The sequence below is a fragment of the Alteromonas sp. 4NH20-0104 genome (assembly GCF_057547795.1).
In genome coordinates this window covers 49,122-66,947 of record NZ_BAAJLP010000032.1, presented here as the reverse complement: position 1 = coordinate 66,947, position 17,826 = coordinate 49,122, and the positions used below count along the sequence as shown (strand labels likewise).

Genomic DNA, 17,826 nt, shown 5'->3' with positions numbered 1-17,826 from the left:
CGCTCGTTGGCGGGCCTTTTCCTTCTATCTGTCAATTCTCCGGACTACAGGGTAAATAGCACCTTCACCGAATCATTAACCGCTGCCGCATCGACAAAACCAATCGCACTATCCGAGCTGCTGACTGTGGTCAGCACTTCGGCATCATTGCCGAGCTCTTTCGGTGGTCGTCCGCCACCGGTAAACGCCAGTTTTGCCCAGTAAGCTTTATACTGCGAAGCGTTGCGCGACAATACCTTGTCGATAAACTCATCCGCGGCGGCGCCTTTTTGCATAAAGGGGGTCAGAGATTTATCTTTACCAAGAAAAATCTGCGCCACCTGATCTTTATCCACGGCCCCCGAATAACCCGGATTAACCACCACAGCCACTTCAGCCTTAGCACCACCGGCAACAATCAGCATACTTAACAATGCCAGTTTCAGGGGCAAACGTTTAATCAAATGAATCATCATGCTTCCCCTTAAAACACGGTAACGATAGCGGCTTGCAAGGCGCCGGATTTATCACCACCGAAGAGTTCCGTGTGGGTGTACTCAAATTTCATGGCTGCCGAGGAATGAAAATCCCAGCGCAGGCCAACCGAATAAAATGGCAGTGAGTATTCGCGGGTCGCCAGTACCGCTTCAGTTTGCGCGTACAAGGCATCAAGCCCCGGATCTACACCCAGTGGCACCTGGTTAATGGCGTCACGGTAAGGCTTGCTAACGTCTTCGCCCATGGTGGCGTGGACCATAAAGTTATCGAAGCGTTTACCCACAGAAACCATCCAGGGCTCATAGTCGCCAATCAGCGTTTCATCCAGTGATGAAGGAATATATTCGGCCACAAATAACCAGTCCTGATTATCAAAAATTACACCGAATTCCAGGCCTTCAGACTTATCCTCATTAACGTCCAGCTCACTGCCGACTTCAGGAAACGGCGTCATTTGCCAGGCCGCCACCAGCGGTTCGAGGCCCAGTTCACCACTAAAATCAAACTGCAGATAACTACTGCGGAAAGTCCACCAGCCATAATTAACACTGGCGACCACACTGATAATATTCTCCATCTGATAGTCGTTACCCTGGGATTCAAAATCCTCGGTGCCGTAATACAGGCGCAAATTGACCATCGCATCGCCAACCGTTAGATCATGAATTGAGGCAATACCATCAATGGAGTCGAACGGTGCCTTATAAACTTCTCCGGGAGGCGCTATCCAGTGATAGGCATAAGACACATCCAGGTAGTCAGAGTAGAGATACATGGGTATTCGCTGCCGACCGGCCTGAATTCGCCAGGACGGACTGACCTCATAGGATAGAAACGCCCAGGTAAACTCAGGCTCCCAGTCGTCTCTGCCCCGTGCCCGTATCTGCACCGTTGCACTTAAATCGTCGGTAAGGTCGGAGTAGGCCTGTAAGGCAAAGAATGAGCCGGTTTTAAAATTAACATTGTCATCATAGCCTCTCACTTCTACGTCGCTGTCGGTTGCCACACCGCCAACCACGCTGGCAAATCCACTAAAATTGACATCAGCATTAACACTAAAAGGCAAGGTTGCCAGCGCCGTAGCCGCTGCAAGAATTGGTTTATTCATAGTTTTTTCCGGATTAATAGTAACTCAGTAAGCCGCCTGCCGGCGGCGCCTCGTTTTTATCTTCCCCCGTTATCCCCGGGGTTTTAAAGTCGCTTCAACCTCGTCATACCCTGAACTGTCTGGCGATATTTTCGAGATTTTTAGCTAATCCAGCCAGTTCCGTGCTGGCTGAAGCAAGTCGGTCAGAATTCTGAGAGGTTTCATCCGTGCGGGCATATATCTCATCCACAAAACCAACGATTTGCCGTGCAACCGCCTGCTGATCGTCCGTCGAGCTGGCAATCTGGCCATTCATGGCGCTAATTCGGCTGATGGTGTCGGCAATAACCACCAGGCTGTCACCGGCCTTATTGGCCTCGGTCACGCTCCCCTCAGCCTGCGACGTGCCGCTGGACATCACTGAAACAGCCTGATGAGCAGCGGTTTGTAAGCGTTCGATAGTTTGTTGAATTTGTTCTGTTGATTGTTGAGTTCTGGAGGCCAGGGTACGCACTTCGTCGGCCACAACAGCAAAGCCGCGGCCCTGCTCACCGGCCCGGGCCGCCTCGATGGCCGCATTGAGTGCCAGTAAGTTGGTTTGCTCGGCAATGCCTTTAATAACATCGAGCACAACACCCACCTGATTAGAGTCATTTTCGAGCTTTCTGATGACTTCAGCGGTTTCTTCTACATTCTGGGCTAAGGCCTGAATATTGGTAACCGTGCTGTTGACCACCTGCTGACCGTTATTAGACGCCGATGAAGCCTCGTCTGCGGCTCTGGCTGCTTCTGCGGCGCTCTCGGCCACGGCAATCACCGAGTGATTCATGTTATCGACAGCCTGCTTGGCATGGACGGCCGCGCCCTGTTGCTGACTAATATTCTGATTGGTCGTGTCGGTTAGCTGATTCAGGTTCTGAGCAAGATCAGACAGGGGCAGGGTGGTATCAACAATGTCTTTAACCACCCTTTGGAGTTTTTCCATAAAGCGGTTGAAGTATTTAACCAGATCGCCCACTTCATCCTGCGCGTTAGTCTGAATACGAATAGTCAGATCGCCGTCTTCCTCAGCGATGTCGCGCAGAGATTTAACCACCCGGGTTAAATTACCGGTAATAGTTTTGGTCACCGGGATGGCCGTACCAAACAACACCAGCGTGGTTAACCCGCCCATCACAAGACCCAGCCAAAACAGGAAATCCTGAGCGCTGTTGTATTGTTCAAAGGCTTTTTCAAAAGTGTGCTGCCGGCTACTTTTAAATCCGTTGAGCTGATTTATCGCCTCATCGTAGCGGCTATTCATGGTTTCGAGCTGATCACCGAGGGTGGCAAAGTCCGCAGTGTTGTCCAGAATGGAACTGGTCAGCGATAAGGCCATTTCGCTGTAGGCATTGAAGGTATTAAGAATCGTATTAATGTCGCCGGATAATTCCGGTGCAACCCGGCTTATGGAGGTCAGATCGGCCCTCACCACGTCGGCTTTCTGCCTGGCAGCGTCTACCGCATCAATATCGCCGGTGGTTACCGAAGAGGCCAGTATGTCGCGGACTTTTTCCATATTGGTTAACGCTGAAGTGCTTAATTGAAGGGCCGGAAAGTCAACGTTTTGGGCGGTCTCAAGCTCGCTGGCATTTTGTGCAGATACCACACTGTTGATAATCACAAAAATAGCAAAGCTGAGCGTACCAATAATGGGAATAAGGAGAATTTTTTGCCCGACAGTCAGCCTCAAAAGTAAGTTCATGAACGCTATAGCTCCAGAGATATAAATACAACAAGACGGTCTAAAACACCGCACCTATACCATGAAAAGTAGTTCACAAACCCTTATTTGCAAGTAAACAGTACGGCGTTTATATTAAAAACAGCGTCTTATGTGATCTTGCTCAAAGAGGTCATGATCGGGAGCAAAGCCACAACAAAGGAGACATTATGCGTTGGTTTATTTGTTTAATCGGGCTGGTTTGCCATTCAGCTTTAGCCACAGATAAGGAAGCTGTTGATAATGTAATCAGCAACTTACATAAGTTTGCTGCACAAGCTAACTATGTCAGTTATTTTGCGCAGTATGACGAGGGAGCCATATTTATTGGCACCGACGCGTCGGAAACCTGGACGCTGGAAGAATTTAAGAACTATGCGAAACCGGTTTTTGACCGGGGGTCTGGCTGGACGTATAAATCCAGGGAGCGTCACATTTACTTTTCGCCCAACAAGGGTGTCGCCTGGTTTGATGAGCTGCTGGATAATGCTTCACTGGGATTGACCCGGGGCACTGGCGTGCTGGTTAAAACCGAGGCAGGCTGGAAAGTCACTCAGTATCACTTAACCATTCCAATTCCCAATGACATTGCCGACAGGGTAGCCGAACAAATCAAAGCCTATAACGGAATGCACTGATTGGCTGAGACCCGCCGGAAATGGCGGGTCTGCATAGTCGATGACTTAGTTGGTGATAGGCTGTATAGACAGCTCTACCCGGCGGTTTTGCTGACGGTTCTCAGCCGACGTATTGGCCACCTTAGGCTGGTACTCGCCCATGCCCACCGTGGTGATCCGCTGGCCATTTACACTGTATGACATCAACAGGTTTTTTACTGCATTAGCACGGCGCTCGGAGAGTGCCTGATTGTATTCTTCAGCACCGGTATCATCGGTATGGCCTTTAATCATTAGCACAGTTTTTTCGTATTCGTTTAAAACTAATGCCACGTCGTTTAACACCGGGTTGAAGTTAGGGCTGATAGCAGATGAGTTGGTGGCAAAGGTAATATCGCCCGGCATAATCAGGTGTAATGTATCGCCTTCACGCACAACGTCTACGCCAGTATCGGCCAGTTCTTCGCGCAGCGCTTCTTCCTGTTTATCCATGTAGTTACCAATTGCACCGCCCGCAATGGCACCAACTACCGCGCCCCAGGCGTAACGGCTTTTGTCGTTATCGCCGGTGGCTTTACCTAATAAGGCACCAGCCACCGCACCTATAGCGGCCCCACGCTGAGTGTTGTTGCTGTTGGCACAACCGGTTAAAGAAATAGCAGCAGAAACGGCACACACTAATAATAGCTTTTTCATAATTTCCTCAGATAACTTACGCATACAGTGTAACGGGAGCAAATCCTGTTCCAACAATAACTTCAGATTAATGAACGTCAGATGAATCCGCCTGACAGGCGTGGATATCAGGGAGTTGCGTAGTTTAAGGGGCTAATGGAGAAGAGGTAATGCGGCAGTAATTTCAGCGACGGCTCAATGCAAGGATTGCAATGTTTACACATTCGGCTGTTTCTAAATTGCAACACCGGCTTTTAAACCATGATGGACTCTTTAAAGAAGCGATTAATATCAATATTGTATTGAGCCGGGGTGACGGCCTTTACAATATTGATTTGCAAATCTTTACTGAGATCGACGTCTTTGGGCGTTATATAGTGCCCACCGCTAATGGAATAGAAAGTTTTAACCACCGGTCGCAAGGGCTGCTGGTCATTTTGATGCATTACCATCGCCACCCGTTGATTGGATAACTCAACCAGAGAGCCCAGCGGGTAAATGCCTATGCATTTAATAAACTGCCTTAATAACGTGGCATCAAGTTTCGTTTCACTGTCTTTCATCAGGATCTGCAGGGCTTTTTGACTCGGCATACCCGCTTTGTAACAGCGATCCGCCGTTAATGCATCGTACATGTCGGTAATCGCCAGAATACGCCCGTTATACGAAATGTCTTCACCACTCAGGCGGTAAGGGTACCCCAGCCCGTCCAATCGCTCGTGATGCTCACTGACGACTTTTATCAGGCCGGCGTCCAATTTCATTGCAGACAAAAACTCCACGCCATATTCGACGTGCTTTTTCATCACATCCATCTCAGTATCGGTGAGTCGTCCGGGTTTATGGAGGATGTCATCCGGGATCTTAATTTTACCCAAATCGTGAAGCAGACCACTGTAAGCCGCAGCTTCGATTTCTGGCTGGGACATGCCCAGTGAACGGGCGAAATGAGCCGATAAAATACCGACGTTCAGCGAATGCTCGAGTAAGTAAGTATCTTTTTCACGGATCCGTGAAAGCAGTAATAACGCATCCGGATTTCTATCCAGCGAGCCCACCAGCGTCCGTGCAAACTCTGTCGGCACAAAATCGTCAAAAGGAGTGCCGGCCTGAACGGCATCATACAGGCTTTTCTGCAGGACAATTCCCTGTTGGTATAAACTTTCCGCTTTGACCAGCTCCGCTGCAAGCGGAACCCGGGTATCCAGCTCAGGTTGTCTTTGTTCACTGGCTTTGGGTTTTGTAGCATGGGAGGACAGGTCGGTATCAATAATAAGCCGCTTTATGCCTTTGCGCTTTAACTCGTCAATAATGGCCTGACTGGTTACCCGGCCACGGGTTTTGATTTGTACCGTGCCAGCCTTTTGCTCGGCAATCTGGAGTACATACATACCGACTTCCAGTTGCTCAATGCCAATTGTTAACGATGCCATAAATACCTTGCCCAAAGAGAAGACATTAAAATGCTAACTGATGTAACAGAACATCCAACCCCGGTTCCCAACCAAATAACCTGAGGTTTACCCGATTGTTTTGAACCAGTACCTGCTCGGCTTCCAACAGTTCACGCTGAGTAGCTGCCTGAGGAGAGCCTGTTTTAAAAGCAATTTGACCGTTGCTGCGTAAAACCCGATACCAGGGTAGTGTAAGAGAGGCGGGAACATTGCGCAAACAATACCCTACGTACCGGGCACGGCCGGGTAATCCTGCAAGGTCGGCTATTTTTCCGTAAGACGCCACATTTCCGGTGGGTATAAGTCCTACCGTGTGCCAAATGCGTTCAGCTGGGGTAAGCTTATGACCATTCGTAATAGCCGACTCCTGTTTAACCATGCGCAAACACTGCCCTTGTTGTGGTTACCCTGCTCAAACTTGTCTCTGTGCCGCCGTGAAACCGGTAAATAACCGTATCGAAGTGATTATCCTGCAGCATCCTAAAGAGTCTGTTCATGCAAAAAATACCGTTAGGCTACTGAATCTTGCCCTGGCAAACATCACCATTCAGGTAGGCAAAACCGCCGCAGACTTTGCCCGACTGGCGGAAAACCTTGCCCGTAGCCCGGTTGAAACCGCGGTCTTTTATCCCGCTGAACAAAGTGTAGAACTTCACAGCCGCCCCGGCAATGATGCCCCACCGATTGAGCGTGCGATTTTTATTGATGCCAGTTGGAAACAAGCATTCGGTATCTGGCAAAAAAATAGCTGGTTAAATCAGTATCCGTTTTACAAATTGCCACTTAACCAACCTGGGCGGTATACAATTCGTCAGTCAGATCTTGATTTTAGCTTTTCCACACTCGAAGCCGTTGCCTACAGCCTGGAGTATCTTGAACAACTGGAACCAACCCCTTTGCTAAACTTACTCAATGCCTTTACTCAACAATGGAGCCGCTTTTTACCACAGCAGGACTAACTCAAGTGTTACGCTTCATCGGCATAAAGCCCCGGTGTTCCTCTATCATTGACAACCAGCGCCGGATTGCCGGATAGTCATCGAGCATAATACCTGCTTCATAGGACACATGGGTATAAGCGTACAGCGATATGTCAGCCAGGGTCATCTGATCGCCAATCAGGAAAATCGTTTGCATTAGCTGCTGCTCCATTACCGCTAAGGCTTTATGTCCGGCCTGTTGCTTGAGCTTATATTCCTGCTGGCGCTCAGCAGGAAGACCAAGGTATACGTTTATAAATCGCGCTACCGCAATGGCAGGCTCATGACTGTATTGTTCAAAGAACTGCCACTGCAGCATTTTAGCCAGTTCAAATTCGGTGGAGGGAATAAACGCGCTACCCGCGGCCAGATAATTCAGAATAGCGTTCGATTCACTCAGGCTTCGGCCATCACTGAGTTCGAGCAATGGGATCTTACCGACCGGATTTAGCTGTTTAAACGCATCGGTCTGCGTTTCACCGTTTAAAATATCAACTTCTTTCCATTCGCACTGCTTGCCCAATAATCCTAACAGCAACTGAATTTTGTAACAGTTGCCCGAGCGGCTGTCACCATACACTTTCATTTTAACGACTTCCCTAAATTAACCACCAGATAAGCACCAAAAAACAGCAAGGTAGACCGGTCGACATAATAAAAACTTTCGTATTTACAAGTCCATCTTTTGGCCAGCAACGATGTTGCCGTAAGTCTTCGAGCTGCTGATTAAGTGTGTAGAGCACCTCTGCCGAATTTTCTCCCGGGTTAGATCTGCCCTTCATAATCAGACTGGCAAGCTGACTTTCTATTTGCTGAATACTCTGGTTGCGATGCTTACGCATCAGATAAACTGTTTTAAATACTGGTAGAAACAGCAGACCGATCATAATTGTCGTTAGTGCTGACAATATCAAAGCGTCAATCAGTGGCACCGGTTTACCTATCCAGAACACCGGTATTAACAGCAACATAAACAGCGAAAAGATCACATTACTCACCCCCAGATCACAAATGGGCTTGCAGTAGCAAAAGTGCTGGTGGATATTCGGCAGCACCAAGCGTTTATACAAATAACGCGTGAATGACGCCGATTGCATCAGGAACAAAAACAGAAAGAACCAGAAAGGCACCGCGATAACATTAAGTAGCAGTACCGAGAAAGGCTGATTAAAGGCCAGAAGGTCTTCGCTGATCAGATACACCAGAGTAATAGCAATAGACAGCGTTGCAGCCAGAATAACATGGCGTATCAGCTTTTTTTCCAGCATTTTCATGTGCTGTTGGTATTGCGACAGTTGGTTGGTCTGGACCAGAAAATCAGCTATCCGTTTACCGGAGCGACGATGCAATATGCGCAGTGCCAGCCATAAAAAACCAATGATCAACGGCATCCCGAGCGCCGCGTTGAAATCACGCTGGGCACGTTCGTTTACGATGCTCCGGTAATCCAAGGAGCCGGTCAGGTAACAGGCGGTAAAACAGGCTAAGACAAACAGAAGCGGCAACATCCAGACATGCAGCACTGCGTTTTTATTATTTTTCATCTGCTTCTAAACTAAATAATGTATTGCGTTGCCAGGTCAATGCGACGCAATACATTACCTTATGCAGCACTGTGATGGTAGCTTAGCGTTTACTTATCGCTCCACACCGCAAATTCATTGCCGCTAGGCTCGGTAAAATGAAAGCGTCTGCCACCGGGAAAATCGAATATCGGTTTTGTAATAGTGCCGCCATTCGCCTCTATACGCTGTTGAGTTGTGACTAACTCCGGGCTGTAAAATACCAGTAATGCCGCGCCGTTGGCGGTAACAGAAGCAAGTTCCGACTGATATAGCCCGCCCACGATGCCTTTATCATGAAACTCAACATAAGCAGGGCCGTAATCGGTGAAGGTCCAGTTAAATACCGCCGCAAAGAATGCCTTAGTGGCAGGCAAGTCCCGGCAGGGCAGTTCTACATAATTAATCAGCGTGTCGTTATTCATGGCTGATCCCCAAATGCCGCGAATACCTCTTCGCCAGTCAGGTTAGTAGTGTGCTCAGCAAAATGATAATAGTGCGGTTTACTTTCGATAAATATCTGATGAGACAACACCATTGCCTGCTCGTCTGCAAACAGTCCCACAGGCACATAATGAGTGTGACCGTCTTTTAGTTTGTAAAAGAGGTGAGTGCCGCACTGCTGGCAGAAAACCCGCTCAGCCCATTCTGAGGAAGCGTAGTGGCCAACATTGTTGCCAGTCAGGGTAACCTGATCAGACTCAATGGCCAAAAACGGGCCTCCCGACCACTTTCGACAAGTATTACAATGACAGGCGGCTATTTCCAGTGACTTAGGTACAACCGTTATGCGGGTGTCGCCACACAGGCAACGGGAGGTTAAAGGCGTGGGGTTACTCATCAAATCATCTCCTTGCTGAATGAGTTTAAAACTCGTGCATTATTCAACATCATGGAGAACACCAGGATGACAACGTTTGAATAATTTTAAATTAGCCTTACCGTAAACTGTATATCCATACAGTTATCATTTCAAGGCAGCAGGTGGGTTTTATTTCGGGCATAAAAAAACCCAGGGCAGTGCCTGGGTTTTCACATAATGCTTATAACGATTTACTTGCGCAGTTTCTGTATTAAACGTAACTGGGCAATTGCTTCGGCTAGCTCTAATGCAGCTTCGGCGTAATCAAAATCAGCACCCGGATTGGCGATGTGCTCTTCGGCACGTCGTTTAGCTTCTTCAGCAGCTTGTTCATCCAAGTCTTCTGCTCTTACAGCCGTATCGGCCAGAACAGTTACACTGCCAGGTTGTACTTCAAGTACCCCACCAGCAACATAAATAACTTCTTCTTCACCGTGCTGTTTAACCAAACGCACCATGCCAGGCTTAATTGCAGTGATCAGAGGCGCGTGGCCAGGGTAGATACCCAGTTCACCTTCGCTTCCTGTCACCTGCATTGTTTCAACGAGACCAGAAAAGATAGACTTCTCTGCGCTTACTACATCCAGATGAACTGTCATTGCCATAATAACCTCCTGATAGGTACGTAAAGCCTTTAGTCAGCCGCTAAGCGTTGAGCTAGCGGCCACTGTTACAAGGCTTATTTCTTGGCTTTTTCCAGCGCTTCGTCGATAGAACCAACCATGTAGAAGGCTTGTTCCGGCAGGTGGTCAAACTCACCTTCCAGGATGCCTTTAAAGCCACTGATGGTGTCTTTCAAAGAAACGTATTTACCTGGAGAACCAGTGAATACTTCTGCTACGAAGAAAGGCTGAGACAGGAAACGCTGAATTTTACGAGCGCGTGTTACAACCTGTTTATCTTCGTCAGACAGTTCGTCCATACCCAGAATCGCGATGATATCTTTCAGCTCTTTATAGCGCTGTAGTACCGTTTGAACGCCACGAGCAGTCTCGTAGTGTTCCTGACCGATTACCAGTGGATCCAGCTGACGTGAAGTTGAATCCAGAGGGTCTACCGCAGGGTAGATACCTAGAGACGCGATATCACGAGACAGTACTACCGTTGCATCTAAGTGAGCAAAGGTGGTAGCTGGTGACGGGTCAGTCAAGTCATCGGCTGGTACGTATACCGCCTGGATTGACGTGATTGAACCAGTTTTGGTAGAGGCGATACGCTCCTGCAGAACACCCATTTCTTCAGCCAGTGTAGGCTGATAACCTACTGCTGAAGGCATACGGCCTAACAGTGCTGATACCTCGGTACCGGCCAGAGTATAACGGTAGATGTTATCTACGAAGAACAGAACGTCACGACCTTCGTCACGGAATTTTTCTGCCATCGTCAGACCCGTCAGAGCAACACGTAAACGGTTACCCGGTGGTTCATTCATCTGACCATATACCAGTGATACTTTATCCAGAACGTTTGAATCGTTCATTTCGTGATAGAAGTCGTTACCCTCACGAGTACGCTCACCAACACCTGCGAATACTGAGTAGCCGCTGTGCTCGATAGCGATGTTACGGATAAGTTCCATCATGTTTACGGTTTTACCTACACCCGCACCACCGAACAGACCAACTTTACCACCCTTAGCGAATGGGCAAACCAGGTCGATTACCTTGATACCGGTTTCAAGCAGTTCTACCGCGCTTGATTGTTCTTCGTAGCTAGGCGCTGCACGGTGAATAGACATACGCTCTTCTTCACCAATCGGGCCCGCTTCGTCAATAGGGTTACCCAGAACGTCCATGATGCGACCCAGTGTTTTAACACCTACTGGTACATTGATTGGTGCACCAGAGTTTTCAACCACTAAACCACGACGCAGACCGTCAGTAGAACCCAGAGCGATACCACGAACGACACCGCCACCTAATTGTTGTTGCACTTCCAGGGTTAACCCAGACAAGTCACCTTCGGTAACTTTAAGCGCGTCATATACCTTTGGAACCGCATCCTGTGGAAACTCAATGTCCACAACGGCGCCAATGACTTGGACGACCTTACCTTGACTCATAATTTGTCCTCATTAACTTTTATAAACCTTTGCCTACACCGCTGCGGCACCGCCAACAATCTCACTGATTTCTTGTGTGATTGCGGCCTGACGCGCTTTGTTGTATACCAATTGAAGATCATCGATCAGGTTGCCTGCGTTATCGGTTGCGGCTTTCATTGCAACCATTCGGGCAGCTTGCTCCGACGCGGCATTTTCAACTACGCCCTGATATACCTGAGATTCAATGTAACGAACCATTAATGCTTCCAAAATAGGTTTTGGATCCGGCTCGTAAATGTAATCCCAGCGATGTTTTAACGTTTCGTCTTCTGACTTTGGCAAAGGCAGTAACTGATTACTCACAGGCTGTTGTGTCATCGTGTTCACGAAGTCGTTGTAAACCAGGAATACTTTATCCAGCTTACCTTCGTCGAATGCTTTAAGCATTACGCGAACAACCCCTACAATATCGCTTACCGACGGCGCATCCCCTAAACCAGATTCTGCAGCAAGCACGTTGCCACCGAAACGGTTGAAGAATGCACAGGCTTTGGAACCAAGCGCAGCAAAATCGACTTCTACGTCTTTGGCACGCCACTCTTTAACCTGTTGCGATACCAGTTTGAACTCGTTGGTGTTCAAGCCACCACACAAGCCACGATCCGTAGAAATAACGATATAACCAACACGCTTGACTTCACGCTCTTCCAGATAAGGATGGCGATATTCAAGGTTACCGTTAGCAATGTGACCAATCACTTTAAGCATGCTTTGTGCGTATGGACGTCCATGAGACATGCGTTCCTGCGCCTTTTTCATTTTAGACGCAGCAACCATTTCCATCGCACTGGTAATCTTCTGAGTATTTTTGATACTCCCAATCTTACCTTTTATCTCTTTACCGCTGGCCATGACTATCTCTCCGATTACTCAACGTAGTGCTGGTGGTTTGCACCACCAGCCATTGATTACCAAGTTTGTGTCGCTTTAAATTTCGTTAAAGCGTCATTCAACTGAGACTCAATGTCATCGTTGTAGTTACCTGTTTCATTGATAGTCTTCATCAGATCAGCGTATTCGCTGTTCATGAATGAATGTAAGGCCGCTTCGAAATCGAGGATCTTGTTCAGTTCCACGTCTTTCAGATAACCTTTTTCTACCGCAAACAGGGAAACACCAGTATCCGCTACTGAAAGTGGCGTGTACTGTTTCTGTTTCATTAGTTCGGTAACGCGCTCACCGTGCTCAAGCTGGGCACGAGTCGCTTCGTCAAGGTCAGATGCAAACTGCGAGAACGCCGCCAGTTCACGATACTGAGCCAGGGCTAAACGGATACCACCGCCCAGCTTCTTAACGATTTTAGTCTGCGCCGCACCACCAACACGAGATACCGAGATACCAGCGTTAACCGCCGGACGGATACCTGCGTTGAACAGGTCAGTTTCTAAGAAGATCTGACCGTCAGTAATCGAGATTACGTTAGTAGGTACGAATGCAGATACGTCACCCGCTTGCGTTTCGATAATTGGCAGAGCCGTTAATGAGCCAGTTTTGCCCTTAACTTCGCCGTTAGTGAAACGCTCAACATACTGCTCGTTAACACGTGCAGCACGCTCAAGTAAGCGTGAGTGAAGATAGAATACGTCACCTGGGTATGCTTCACGACCAGGAGGACGCTTCAGCAGCAGTGAGATTTGACGATAAGCAACAGCTTGCTTAGACAAATCATCATATACGATAAGGGCGTCTTCACCGCGGTCACGGAAGTATTCACCCATGGTACAACCAGAGTATGGTGCCAGGTATTGCAGGGCAGCAGACTCAGAAGCAGAAGCGGCAACAACAATGGTGTGAGCCAGTGCGCCGTGCTCTTCCAGCTTACGTACTACGTTTGCAATAGTAGAGGCTTTTTGACCAACCGCTACGTATACACATTTAACGCCAGTACCTTTCTGGTTGATGATGGCATCGATTGCCATCGCAGTTTTACCAGTCTGACGGTCACCGATGATAAGCTCACGCTGACCACGACCAACTGGAATCATTGCATCAACAGATTTATAACCAGTTTGTACTGGCTGATCAACTGACTGACGCTCGATTACACCCGGTGCGATTTTTTCAACTGGCTCGAAAGTATCAGTTTCGATAGCACCTTTACCATCAATCGCCTCACCCAGGGTGTTTACCACACGACCTAACAGTGAACGACCAACCGGTACTTCAAGGATACGACCAGTAGACTGGACTTTTTGTCCTTCTTGCAGGTCCGCGTAAGGACCCATAACAACTGCACCAACTGAATCTCGTTCAAGGTTTAGTGCAATCGCGTAACGACCACCAGGAAGCTCAATCATTTCACCCTGCATTACATCGGCCAGGCCGTGAATGCGGATGATACCGTCGGTTACTGCGACGATAGTACCTTCATTGCGTGCTTCACTGGTTACATCGAACTGAGCAATTCTTTTCTTGATCAGTTCGGCAATTTCAGTGGAATTAAGTTGCATGCTCTTATCCCCGTTATGCTTGCAACGCGTCTGCGAGACGGTTCAATTTAGATTTCACGGAACCATCGATGACTGTATCACCAGCTTTAATTACTAAGCCGGCTACCAGGGCAGGATCCACGTTACAAATAAGCTTCACTTTACGTGCCAAACGTTTTTCCAACGATGCGCTGAGTTCAGATTGTTGCGCTTCGGTTAGCGCAGCAGCAGAAGTCACAGAGACTTCAACTTCTTTTTCGTAATCTGCTTTGAGTAAATCAAATAAAGCAGAAATCTCAGGCAACGCGGTTAAACGTTTATTCTCAGCCAGTACTTTTACTAAGTTCTGACCATGTGTATCGAGCGAGTCGCCACAGACATTAATGTACAAGTCTGCCAGTTTGTCCGCCGCCATTGCACCAGTTGATAACTCGTGAATTGTTTCGTTTTTCGAAACTTCAGCGGCAAATCCTAACATTTCCTGCCATTTAGTAATGGCGCTATGCTCAACAGCAAAATCGAAAGCCGCTTTTGCATAGGGACGAGCTACGGTTGTCAATTCAGACATGGCTCATCTCCTATCTCAAAGTTCGGCGACAAGTTTTTCAACAATGTCGCTTTGCGCGCTGGCGTCGATTTCACGTTCAAGGATCTGCTGTGCGCCGGCAATAGCTAATGCTGCTACCTGCTTACGCAGTTCCTCTTTGGCACGATTGCGTTCAGCTTCAATTTCGGCATAACCTTGCGTGATGATTTTTTCACGTTCAGCATGGCCACGTTGCGTTTCTTCATCAACAAGTTGATTTCCACGCTTCTTAGCCTGCTCGATAATTTCAGCTGCTTGTGCTTTCGCTTCTTTAAGTTGCTCAGAGACTTTCGCCTGAGCAAGCTCGAGGTCTTTCTCAGCGCGTTCAGAAGCCGCTAGGCCATCGGCTATCTTCTTCTGACGCTCTTCAATCGCAGCCATTAATGGTGGCCATACATACGTTTTGCAGAACCACACAAAAACGATGAATGCGATTAATTGACCAATTAGAGTGGCGTTAATATTCACAACCGCTCCTCCTCATAATGTTCGCTAATAGACTTGAGTTAATAAAAATTAAGCACCAACAGCGAACAAGAGGTATAAAGCGATACCAACACCGATCATGGCGATCGCATCGATAAGGCCCGCTACAACAAACATCTTAACTTGCAGTTGAGGTGCCAGCTCTGGTTGGCGTGCAGCAGATTCAAGGAATTTACCACCCAGCAGACCAAAACCAATAGCAGTCCCAAGGGCACCCATACCGATCAGTAGTGCAACAGCGATGTATAACATGTACGTCTCCGATTATATTTAAAGTTAAAGTTAAAAGTTAAAGTTAAAACACGTTTCAATTTGGTTGCCGTGAACTTCCAGGTTACTCACGACAACCGCTTGTTCAGTTATTAGTGATCTTCGCTTGCCAGACTCAGGTAAACGATGGTCAACATCATGAAAATGAAGGCTTGCAGAGGCAGTACCAGAATGTGGAACACGGCCCAGGCAAAGTGCAACGGCAGCTGGAAGTAGCCAATGGTTGCGATCAGGATGAAGATAAGCTCACTGGCGTACAGGTTACCGAACAAACGTAGCGCAAGTGACAGAGGTCGCGCCAGCAGGGTAACGGTTTCCAGAATAAAGTTAACTGGAATAAACGCCGGATGATTAAACGGTTGCATGGTCAGTTCCTTAATGAAACCGCCTACACCTTTTATCTTAATGGAGTAGAAAATGATGAGTACAAACACACCCAGGGCTAACGCAAAGGTCAGGTTAAGGTCTGTTGTTGGTACTGCCTTGTTATAAACGTGATGGGCATCCACACCAAAGAAGGTTTCACCAATCAGGCCTGAAATCATTGGAATCACGTCTACCGGTACCAAATCCATCAGGTTCATCAGCAATACCCACACAAAGATGGTCAGGGCTAATGGTGCTATCAGGTCACTCTTACCGTGGAAAGTACTCTTTACGTTGTCATCAACGAATTCGATAACCATTTCCACAAATGCCTGCCATTTGGTTGGTACGCCGGTAGTTGCTTTCTTAGCCGCAGAGCGGAACAAAAACAAAAACAGTAAACCTAAACCAATAGACCAGCCTAATGTATCAATATGCCATGTCCAGAATCCGGCGTCGGCACACTGCGCGTTAAACGCGATGCCATTGTCGGTGCTGCACATAGAGGCATTGGTCAAGTGGTGCTTGATGTATTCTGAGGTAGTGTATTCAGATGCCATTGTTCAACCTAAAAAATTAAAGTTTAAAATGCTTTACGTGTTTCGTCTCTACGACCTTCGCCTTACTTTTATTACGACTAAGGACGATACGTTTATTTTTATTTGTTAGTACTATCGTTGACGAAACAAGGCCAGCCAGTAGCTGACCGTTGCTATTGCAAACCCGGCAAATACCGGCAGCGGTTCTAACTTTAAACCTGCAAAGGCAATAGCAAACAAAATTACTGTTGCAGCCAGTTTTAATTTCGAACCCTGGCTGAAACTTTTCGTGACCAGTCTTAACTGACTCGCCCCGGCATATCTGAACGCAAACAATGCGAAAATCTGATTGGGTAAGATACTGATGATAGTCCCCGCGGCAAAAGCTAAGGCTTTATCAACGGAACTCAACAACCCTGTTATGAGAATGAAAATCAGCGCACAAATACTCTGAAAAAGCGCCGCTTGATTGGCCACTGATTTTCCTTTGTCGGCCAAGTTTTTTGTCACATGTATTCTCTGGTTGTGAAACCCAACAAAAAGCGACAGAAGTATACTGTTTTAGCGGTAGAATTCAACCGTTATGGATTTTTTGTATGTTATTGTGAAAATTTTCTGAGTCTATAACAGAAGGTCAGACAAGTTAGCCGCCAAAATCACCTCAAAAAGGCTATTTTATCCGTGACAGAATGCCATCAAGCTGGTCAAGATCATTGAAGTTAATCACCAGTTTGCCTTTTCCTTTGGCATTGTGGTCAATCGACACCCTGGCACCCAGGTTATCCGACAACTTATTCACCAGACTCTTCACATCGGGATCAATTTCTTTTGGCGGTTTAGGTTCGGCAGGTTCCAGAATTTTGCGCACCAGTTTTTCGGTATCCCGAACCGTCAGAGCTTTACCAGACACAATTTGTGCCGCATCAGACTGAGATTCACCGGCCAGGGCTAATAGTGCCCGGGCATGGCCCATTTCAATATCACCATGTTCAACCAGTAACTTTACGTCGTCGTTCAGATTATTCAATCTGAGCAAATTGGTGATGGTGGTACGGGATTTACCTACGGCTTCAGCCACTTCCTGATGAGTCAGTTCAAATTCATTCATCAGGCGATCCAGTGCCTGGGCTTCTTCCATAGCGTTTAAATCTTCACGCTGAATGTTTTCTATCAGCGCAATGGCAACCGCGGCTTCGTCCGGGACATCCTTGATAAGACAAGGGACCACATCCAACTGGGCCAGTTGCGCAGCGCGCCAGCGTCGCTCACCCGCGATTATTTCATATTTGTCAGTACTTACTGATCGCACAACAATAGGCTGAATAACCCCTTGAGAGCGAATAGAAGAAGCCAGTTCTTCCAGCGCCTCCGGTGACATGTCTTTACGGGGTTGATACTTGCCAGGCTGCAAAAATTCGATGGGGATTTTTTTAAGTTCACTGGTTTGTGAAGTTACGGCTTCGCCATCTTCATTGCGTGAGGCTGACTGACTGGTTGCCAGCAATGCATCCAGTCCGCGTCCTAATCCTCTTCTTTTTGCTGACATAATATCCTCAATGCCTGAATGTTT

Annotated in this window: 22 protein-coding genes; 2 read left to right on the top strand and 20 right to left on the bottom strand. The window is 47.6% G+C overall.

Going from position 1 to position 17,826, the window contains the following annotated elements:
• Positions 1–44 precede the first annotated feature (44 nt).
• From AC27IB_RS19345 to AC27IB_RS19335, 3 genes are all read right to left on the bottom strand, one after another.
• Positions 45–455, bottom strand: a complete 411-nt coding sequence (locus tag AC27IB_RS19345) for a phosphate ABC transporter substrate-binding protein (protein ID WP_296048766.1) — start codon at positions 453–455, stop codon at positions 45–47.
• An 8-nt stretch (positions 456–463) separates the two neighbouring features.
• Positions 464–1,585, bottom strand: coding sequence for a hypothetical protein (locus AC27IB_RS19340; protein ID WP_296048768.1), 1,122 nt, complete (start codon positions 1,583–1,585; stop codon positions 464–466).
• A 103-nt stretch (positions 1,586–1,688) separates the two neighbouring features.
• Positions 1,689–3,308, bottom strand: coding sequence for a methyl-accepting chemotaxis protein (locus tag AC27IB_RS19335; RefSeq protein ID WP_296048770.1), 1,620 nt, complete (start codon positions 3,306–3,308; stop codon positions 1,689–1,691).
• A gap of 188 nt (positions 3,309–3,496) precedes the next feature.
• Here AC27IB_RS19335 and AC27IB_RS19330 point away from each other — a divergent pair, with 188 nt between their 5' ends.
• Positions 3,497–3,964, top strand: a complete 468-nt coding sequence (locus tag AC27IB_RS19330) for a nuclear transport factor 2 family protein (protein WP_296048772.1) — start codon at positions 3,497–3,499, stop codon at positions 3,962–3,964.
• A gap of 45 nt (positions 3,965–4,009) precedes the next feature.
• Here AC27IB_RS19330 and AC27IB_RS19325 read toward each other — a convergent pair whose 3' ends face one another.
• From AC27IB_RS19325 to AC27IB_RS19315, 3 genes are all read right to left on the bottom strand, one after another.
• A complete protein-coding gene (locus AC27IB_RS19325; protein WP_296048775.1) occupies positions 4,010–4,639 on the bottom strand; it encodes a YiaD family glycine zipper/OmpA-like lipoprotein in 630 nt (209 codons plus the stop codon).
• A 233-nt stretch (positions 4,640–4,872) separates the two neighbouring features.
• The gene (locus tag AC27IB_RS19320) at positions 4,873–6,051 is read right to left on the bottom strand and encodes a cyclic di-GMP phosphodiesterase (RefSeq protein WP_296052706.1); all 1,179 of its coding nucleotides are present in this window, start codon (positions 6,049–6,051) and stop codon (positions 4,873–4,875) included.
• Between the two features lie 25 nt (positions 6,052–6,076).
• The gene (locus tag AC27IB_RS19315) at positions 6,077–6,451 is read right to left on the bottom strand and encodes an MGMT family protein (RefSeq protein ID WP_296052731.1); all 375 of its coding nucleotides are present in this window, start codon (positions 6,449–6,451) and stop codon (positions 6,077–6,079) included.
• A gap of 55 nt (positions 6,452–6,506) precedes the next feature.
• On the opposite strand from AC27IB_RS19315, the gene AC27IB_RS19310 reads away from it, so the two are divergent.
• Positions 6,507–7,031, top strand: coding sequence for a tRNA-uridine aminocarboxypropyltransferase (locus AC27IB_RS19310; RefSeq protein ID WP_296052708.1), 525 nt, complete (start codon positions 6,507–6,509; stop codon positions 7,029–7,031).
• A gap of 1 nt (position 7,032) precedes the next feature.
• Here the strand turns inward: AC27IB_RS19310 and AC27IB_RS19305 are convergent, their stop codons facing one another.
• From AC27IB_RS19305 to AC27IB_RS19240, 14 genes are all read right to left on the bottom strand, one after another.
• Positions 7,033–7,638 carry a glutathione S-transferase family protein gene (locus AC27IB_RS19305; RefSeq protein WP_296052710.1) on the bottom strand — a complete coding sequence of 202 codons (606 nt, stop codon included), beginning with the start codon at positions 7,636–7,638 and terminating at the stop codon, positions 7,033–7,035.
• 13 nt (positions 7,639–7,651) lie between these two features.
• Entirely contained in the window at positions 7,652–8,596 is a 945-nt protein-coding gene (locus AC27IB_RS19300) for a hypothetical protein (RefSeq protein WP_296052711.1), read from the bottom strand.
• Positions 8,597–8,685: 89 nt separating this feature from the next.
• Complete coding sequence (locus AC27IB_RS19295; RefSeq protein WP_296052714.1) at positions 8,686–9,039, bottom strand: VOC family protein; 354 nt, start codon at positions 9,037–9,039, stop codon at positions 8,686–8,688.
• Complete coding sequence (locus tag AC27IB_RS19290) at positions 9,036–9,455, bottom strand: GFA family protein (protein ID WP_487122965.1); 420 nt, start codon at positions 9,453–9,455, stop codon at positions 9,036–9,038. Before AC27IB_RS19290 ends, AC27IB_RS19295 begins: the two co-directional genes overlap by 4 nt.
• Before the next feature lie 212 nt (positions 9,456–9,667).
• Entirely contained in the window at positions 9,668–10,081 is a 414-nt protein-coding gene (locus tag AC27IB_RS19285) for a F0F1 ATP synthase subunit epsilon (RefSeq protein ID WP_105935421.1), read from the bottom strand.
• Between the two features lie 74 nt (positions 10,082–10,155).
• A complete protein-coding gene (atpD, locus tag AC27IB_RS19280; protein WP_296052719.1) occupies positions 10,156–11,538 on the bottom strand; it encodes a F0F1 ATP synthase subunit beta in 1,383 nt (460 codons plus the stop codon).
• Between the two features lie 33 nt (positions 11,539–11,571).
• Positions 11,572–12,432 carry a F0F1 ATP synthase subunit gamma gene (atpG, locus tag AC27IB_RS19275; RefSeq protein ID WP_123324211.1) on the bottom strand — a complete coding sequence of 287 codons (861 nt, stop codon included), beginning with the start codon at positions 12,430–12,432 and terminating at the stop codon, positions 11,572–11,574.
• 56 nt (positions 12,433–12,488) lie between these two features.
• Positions 12,489–14,030, bottom strand: a complete 1,542-nt coding sequence (atpA, locus tag AC27IB_RS19270) for a F0F1 ATP synthase subunit alpha (RefSeq protein WP_296052723.1) — start codon at positions 14,028–14,030, stop codon at positions 12,489–12,491.
• A gap of 13 nt (positions 14,031–14,043) precedes the next feature.
• Positions 14,044–14,577, bottom strand: coding sequence for a F0F1 ATP synthase subunit delta (atpH, locus tag AC27IB_RS19265; RefSeq protein WP_296052724.1), 534 nt, complete (start codon positions 14,575–14,577; stop codon positions 14,044–14,046).
• 15 nt (positions 14,578–14,592) lie between these two features.
• Positions 14,593–15,063, bottom strand: a complete 471-nt coding sequence (atpF, locus tag AC27IB_RS19260; RefSeq protein ID WP_296052727.1) for a F0F1 ATP synthase subunit B — start codon at positions 15,061–15,063, stop codon at positions 14,593–14,595.
• Positions 15,064–15,111: 48 nt separating this feature from the next.
• Entirely contained in the window at positions 15,112–15,333 is a 222-nt protein-coding gene (gene atpE, locus AC27IB_RS19255; protein ID WP_070177268.1) for a F0F1 ATP synthase subunit C, read from the bottom strand.
• 110 nt (positions 15,334–15,443) lie between these two features.
• Entirely contained in the window at positions 15,444–16,277 is an 834-nt protein-coding gene (atpB, locus tag AC27IB_RS19250) for a F0F1 ATP synthase subunit A (RefSeq protein ID WP_296052733.1), read from the bottom strand.
• 111 nt (positions 16,278–16,388) lie between these two features.
• Positions 16,389–16,733, bottom strand: a complete 345-nt coding sequence (locus AC27IB_RS19245; RefSeq protein ID WP_296050221.1) for an ATP synthase subunit I — start codon at positions 16,731–16,733, stop codon at positions 16,389–16,391.
• A 193-nt stretch (positions 16,734–16,926) separates the two neighbouring features.
• Complete coding sequence (locus AC27IB_RS19240) at positions 16,927–17,802, bottom strand: ParB/RepB/Spo0J family partition protein (protein WP_296050224.1); 876 nt, start codon at positions 17,800–17,802, stop codon at positions 16,927–16,929.
• Between the last annotated feature and the right edge of the window lie 24 nt (positions 17,803–17,826).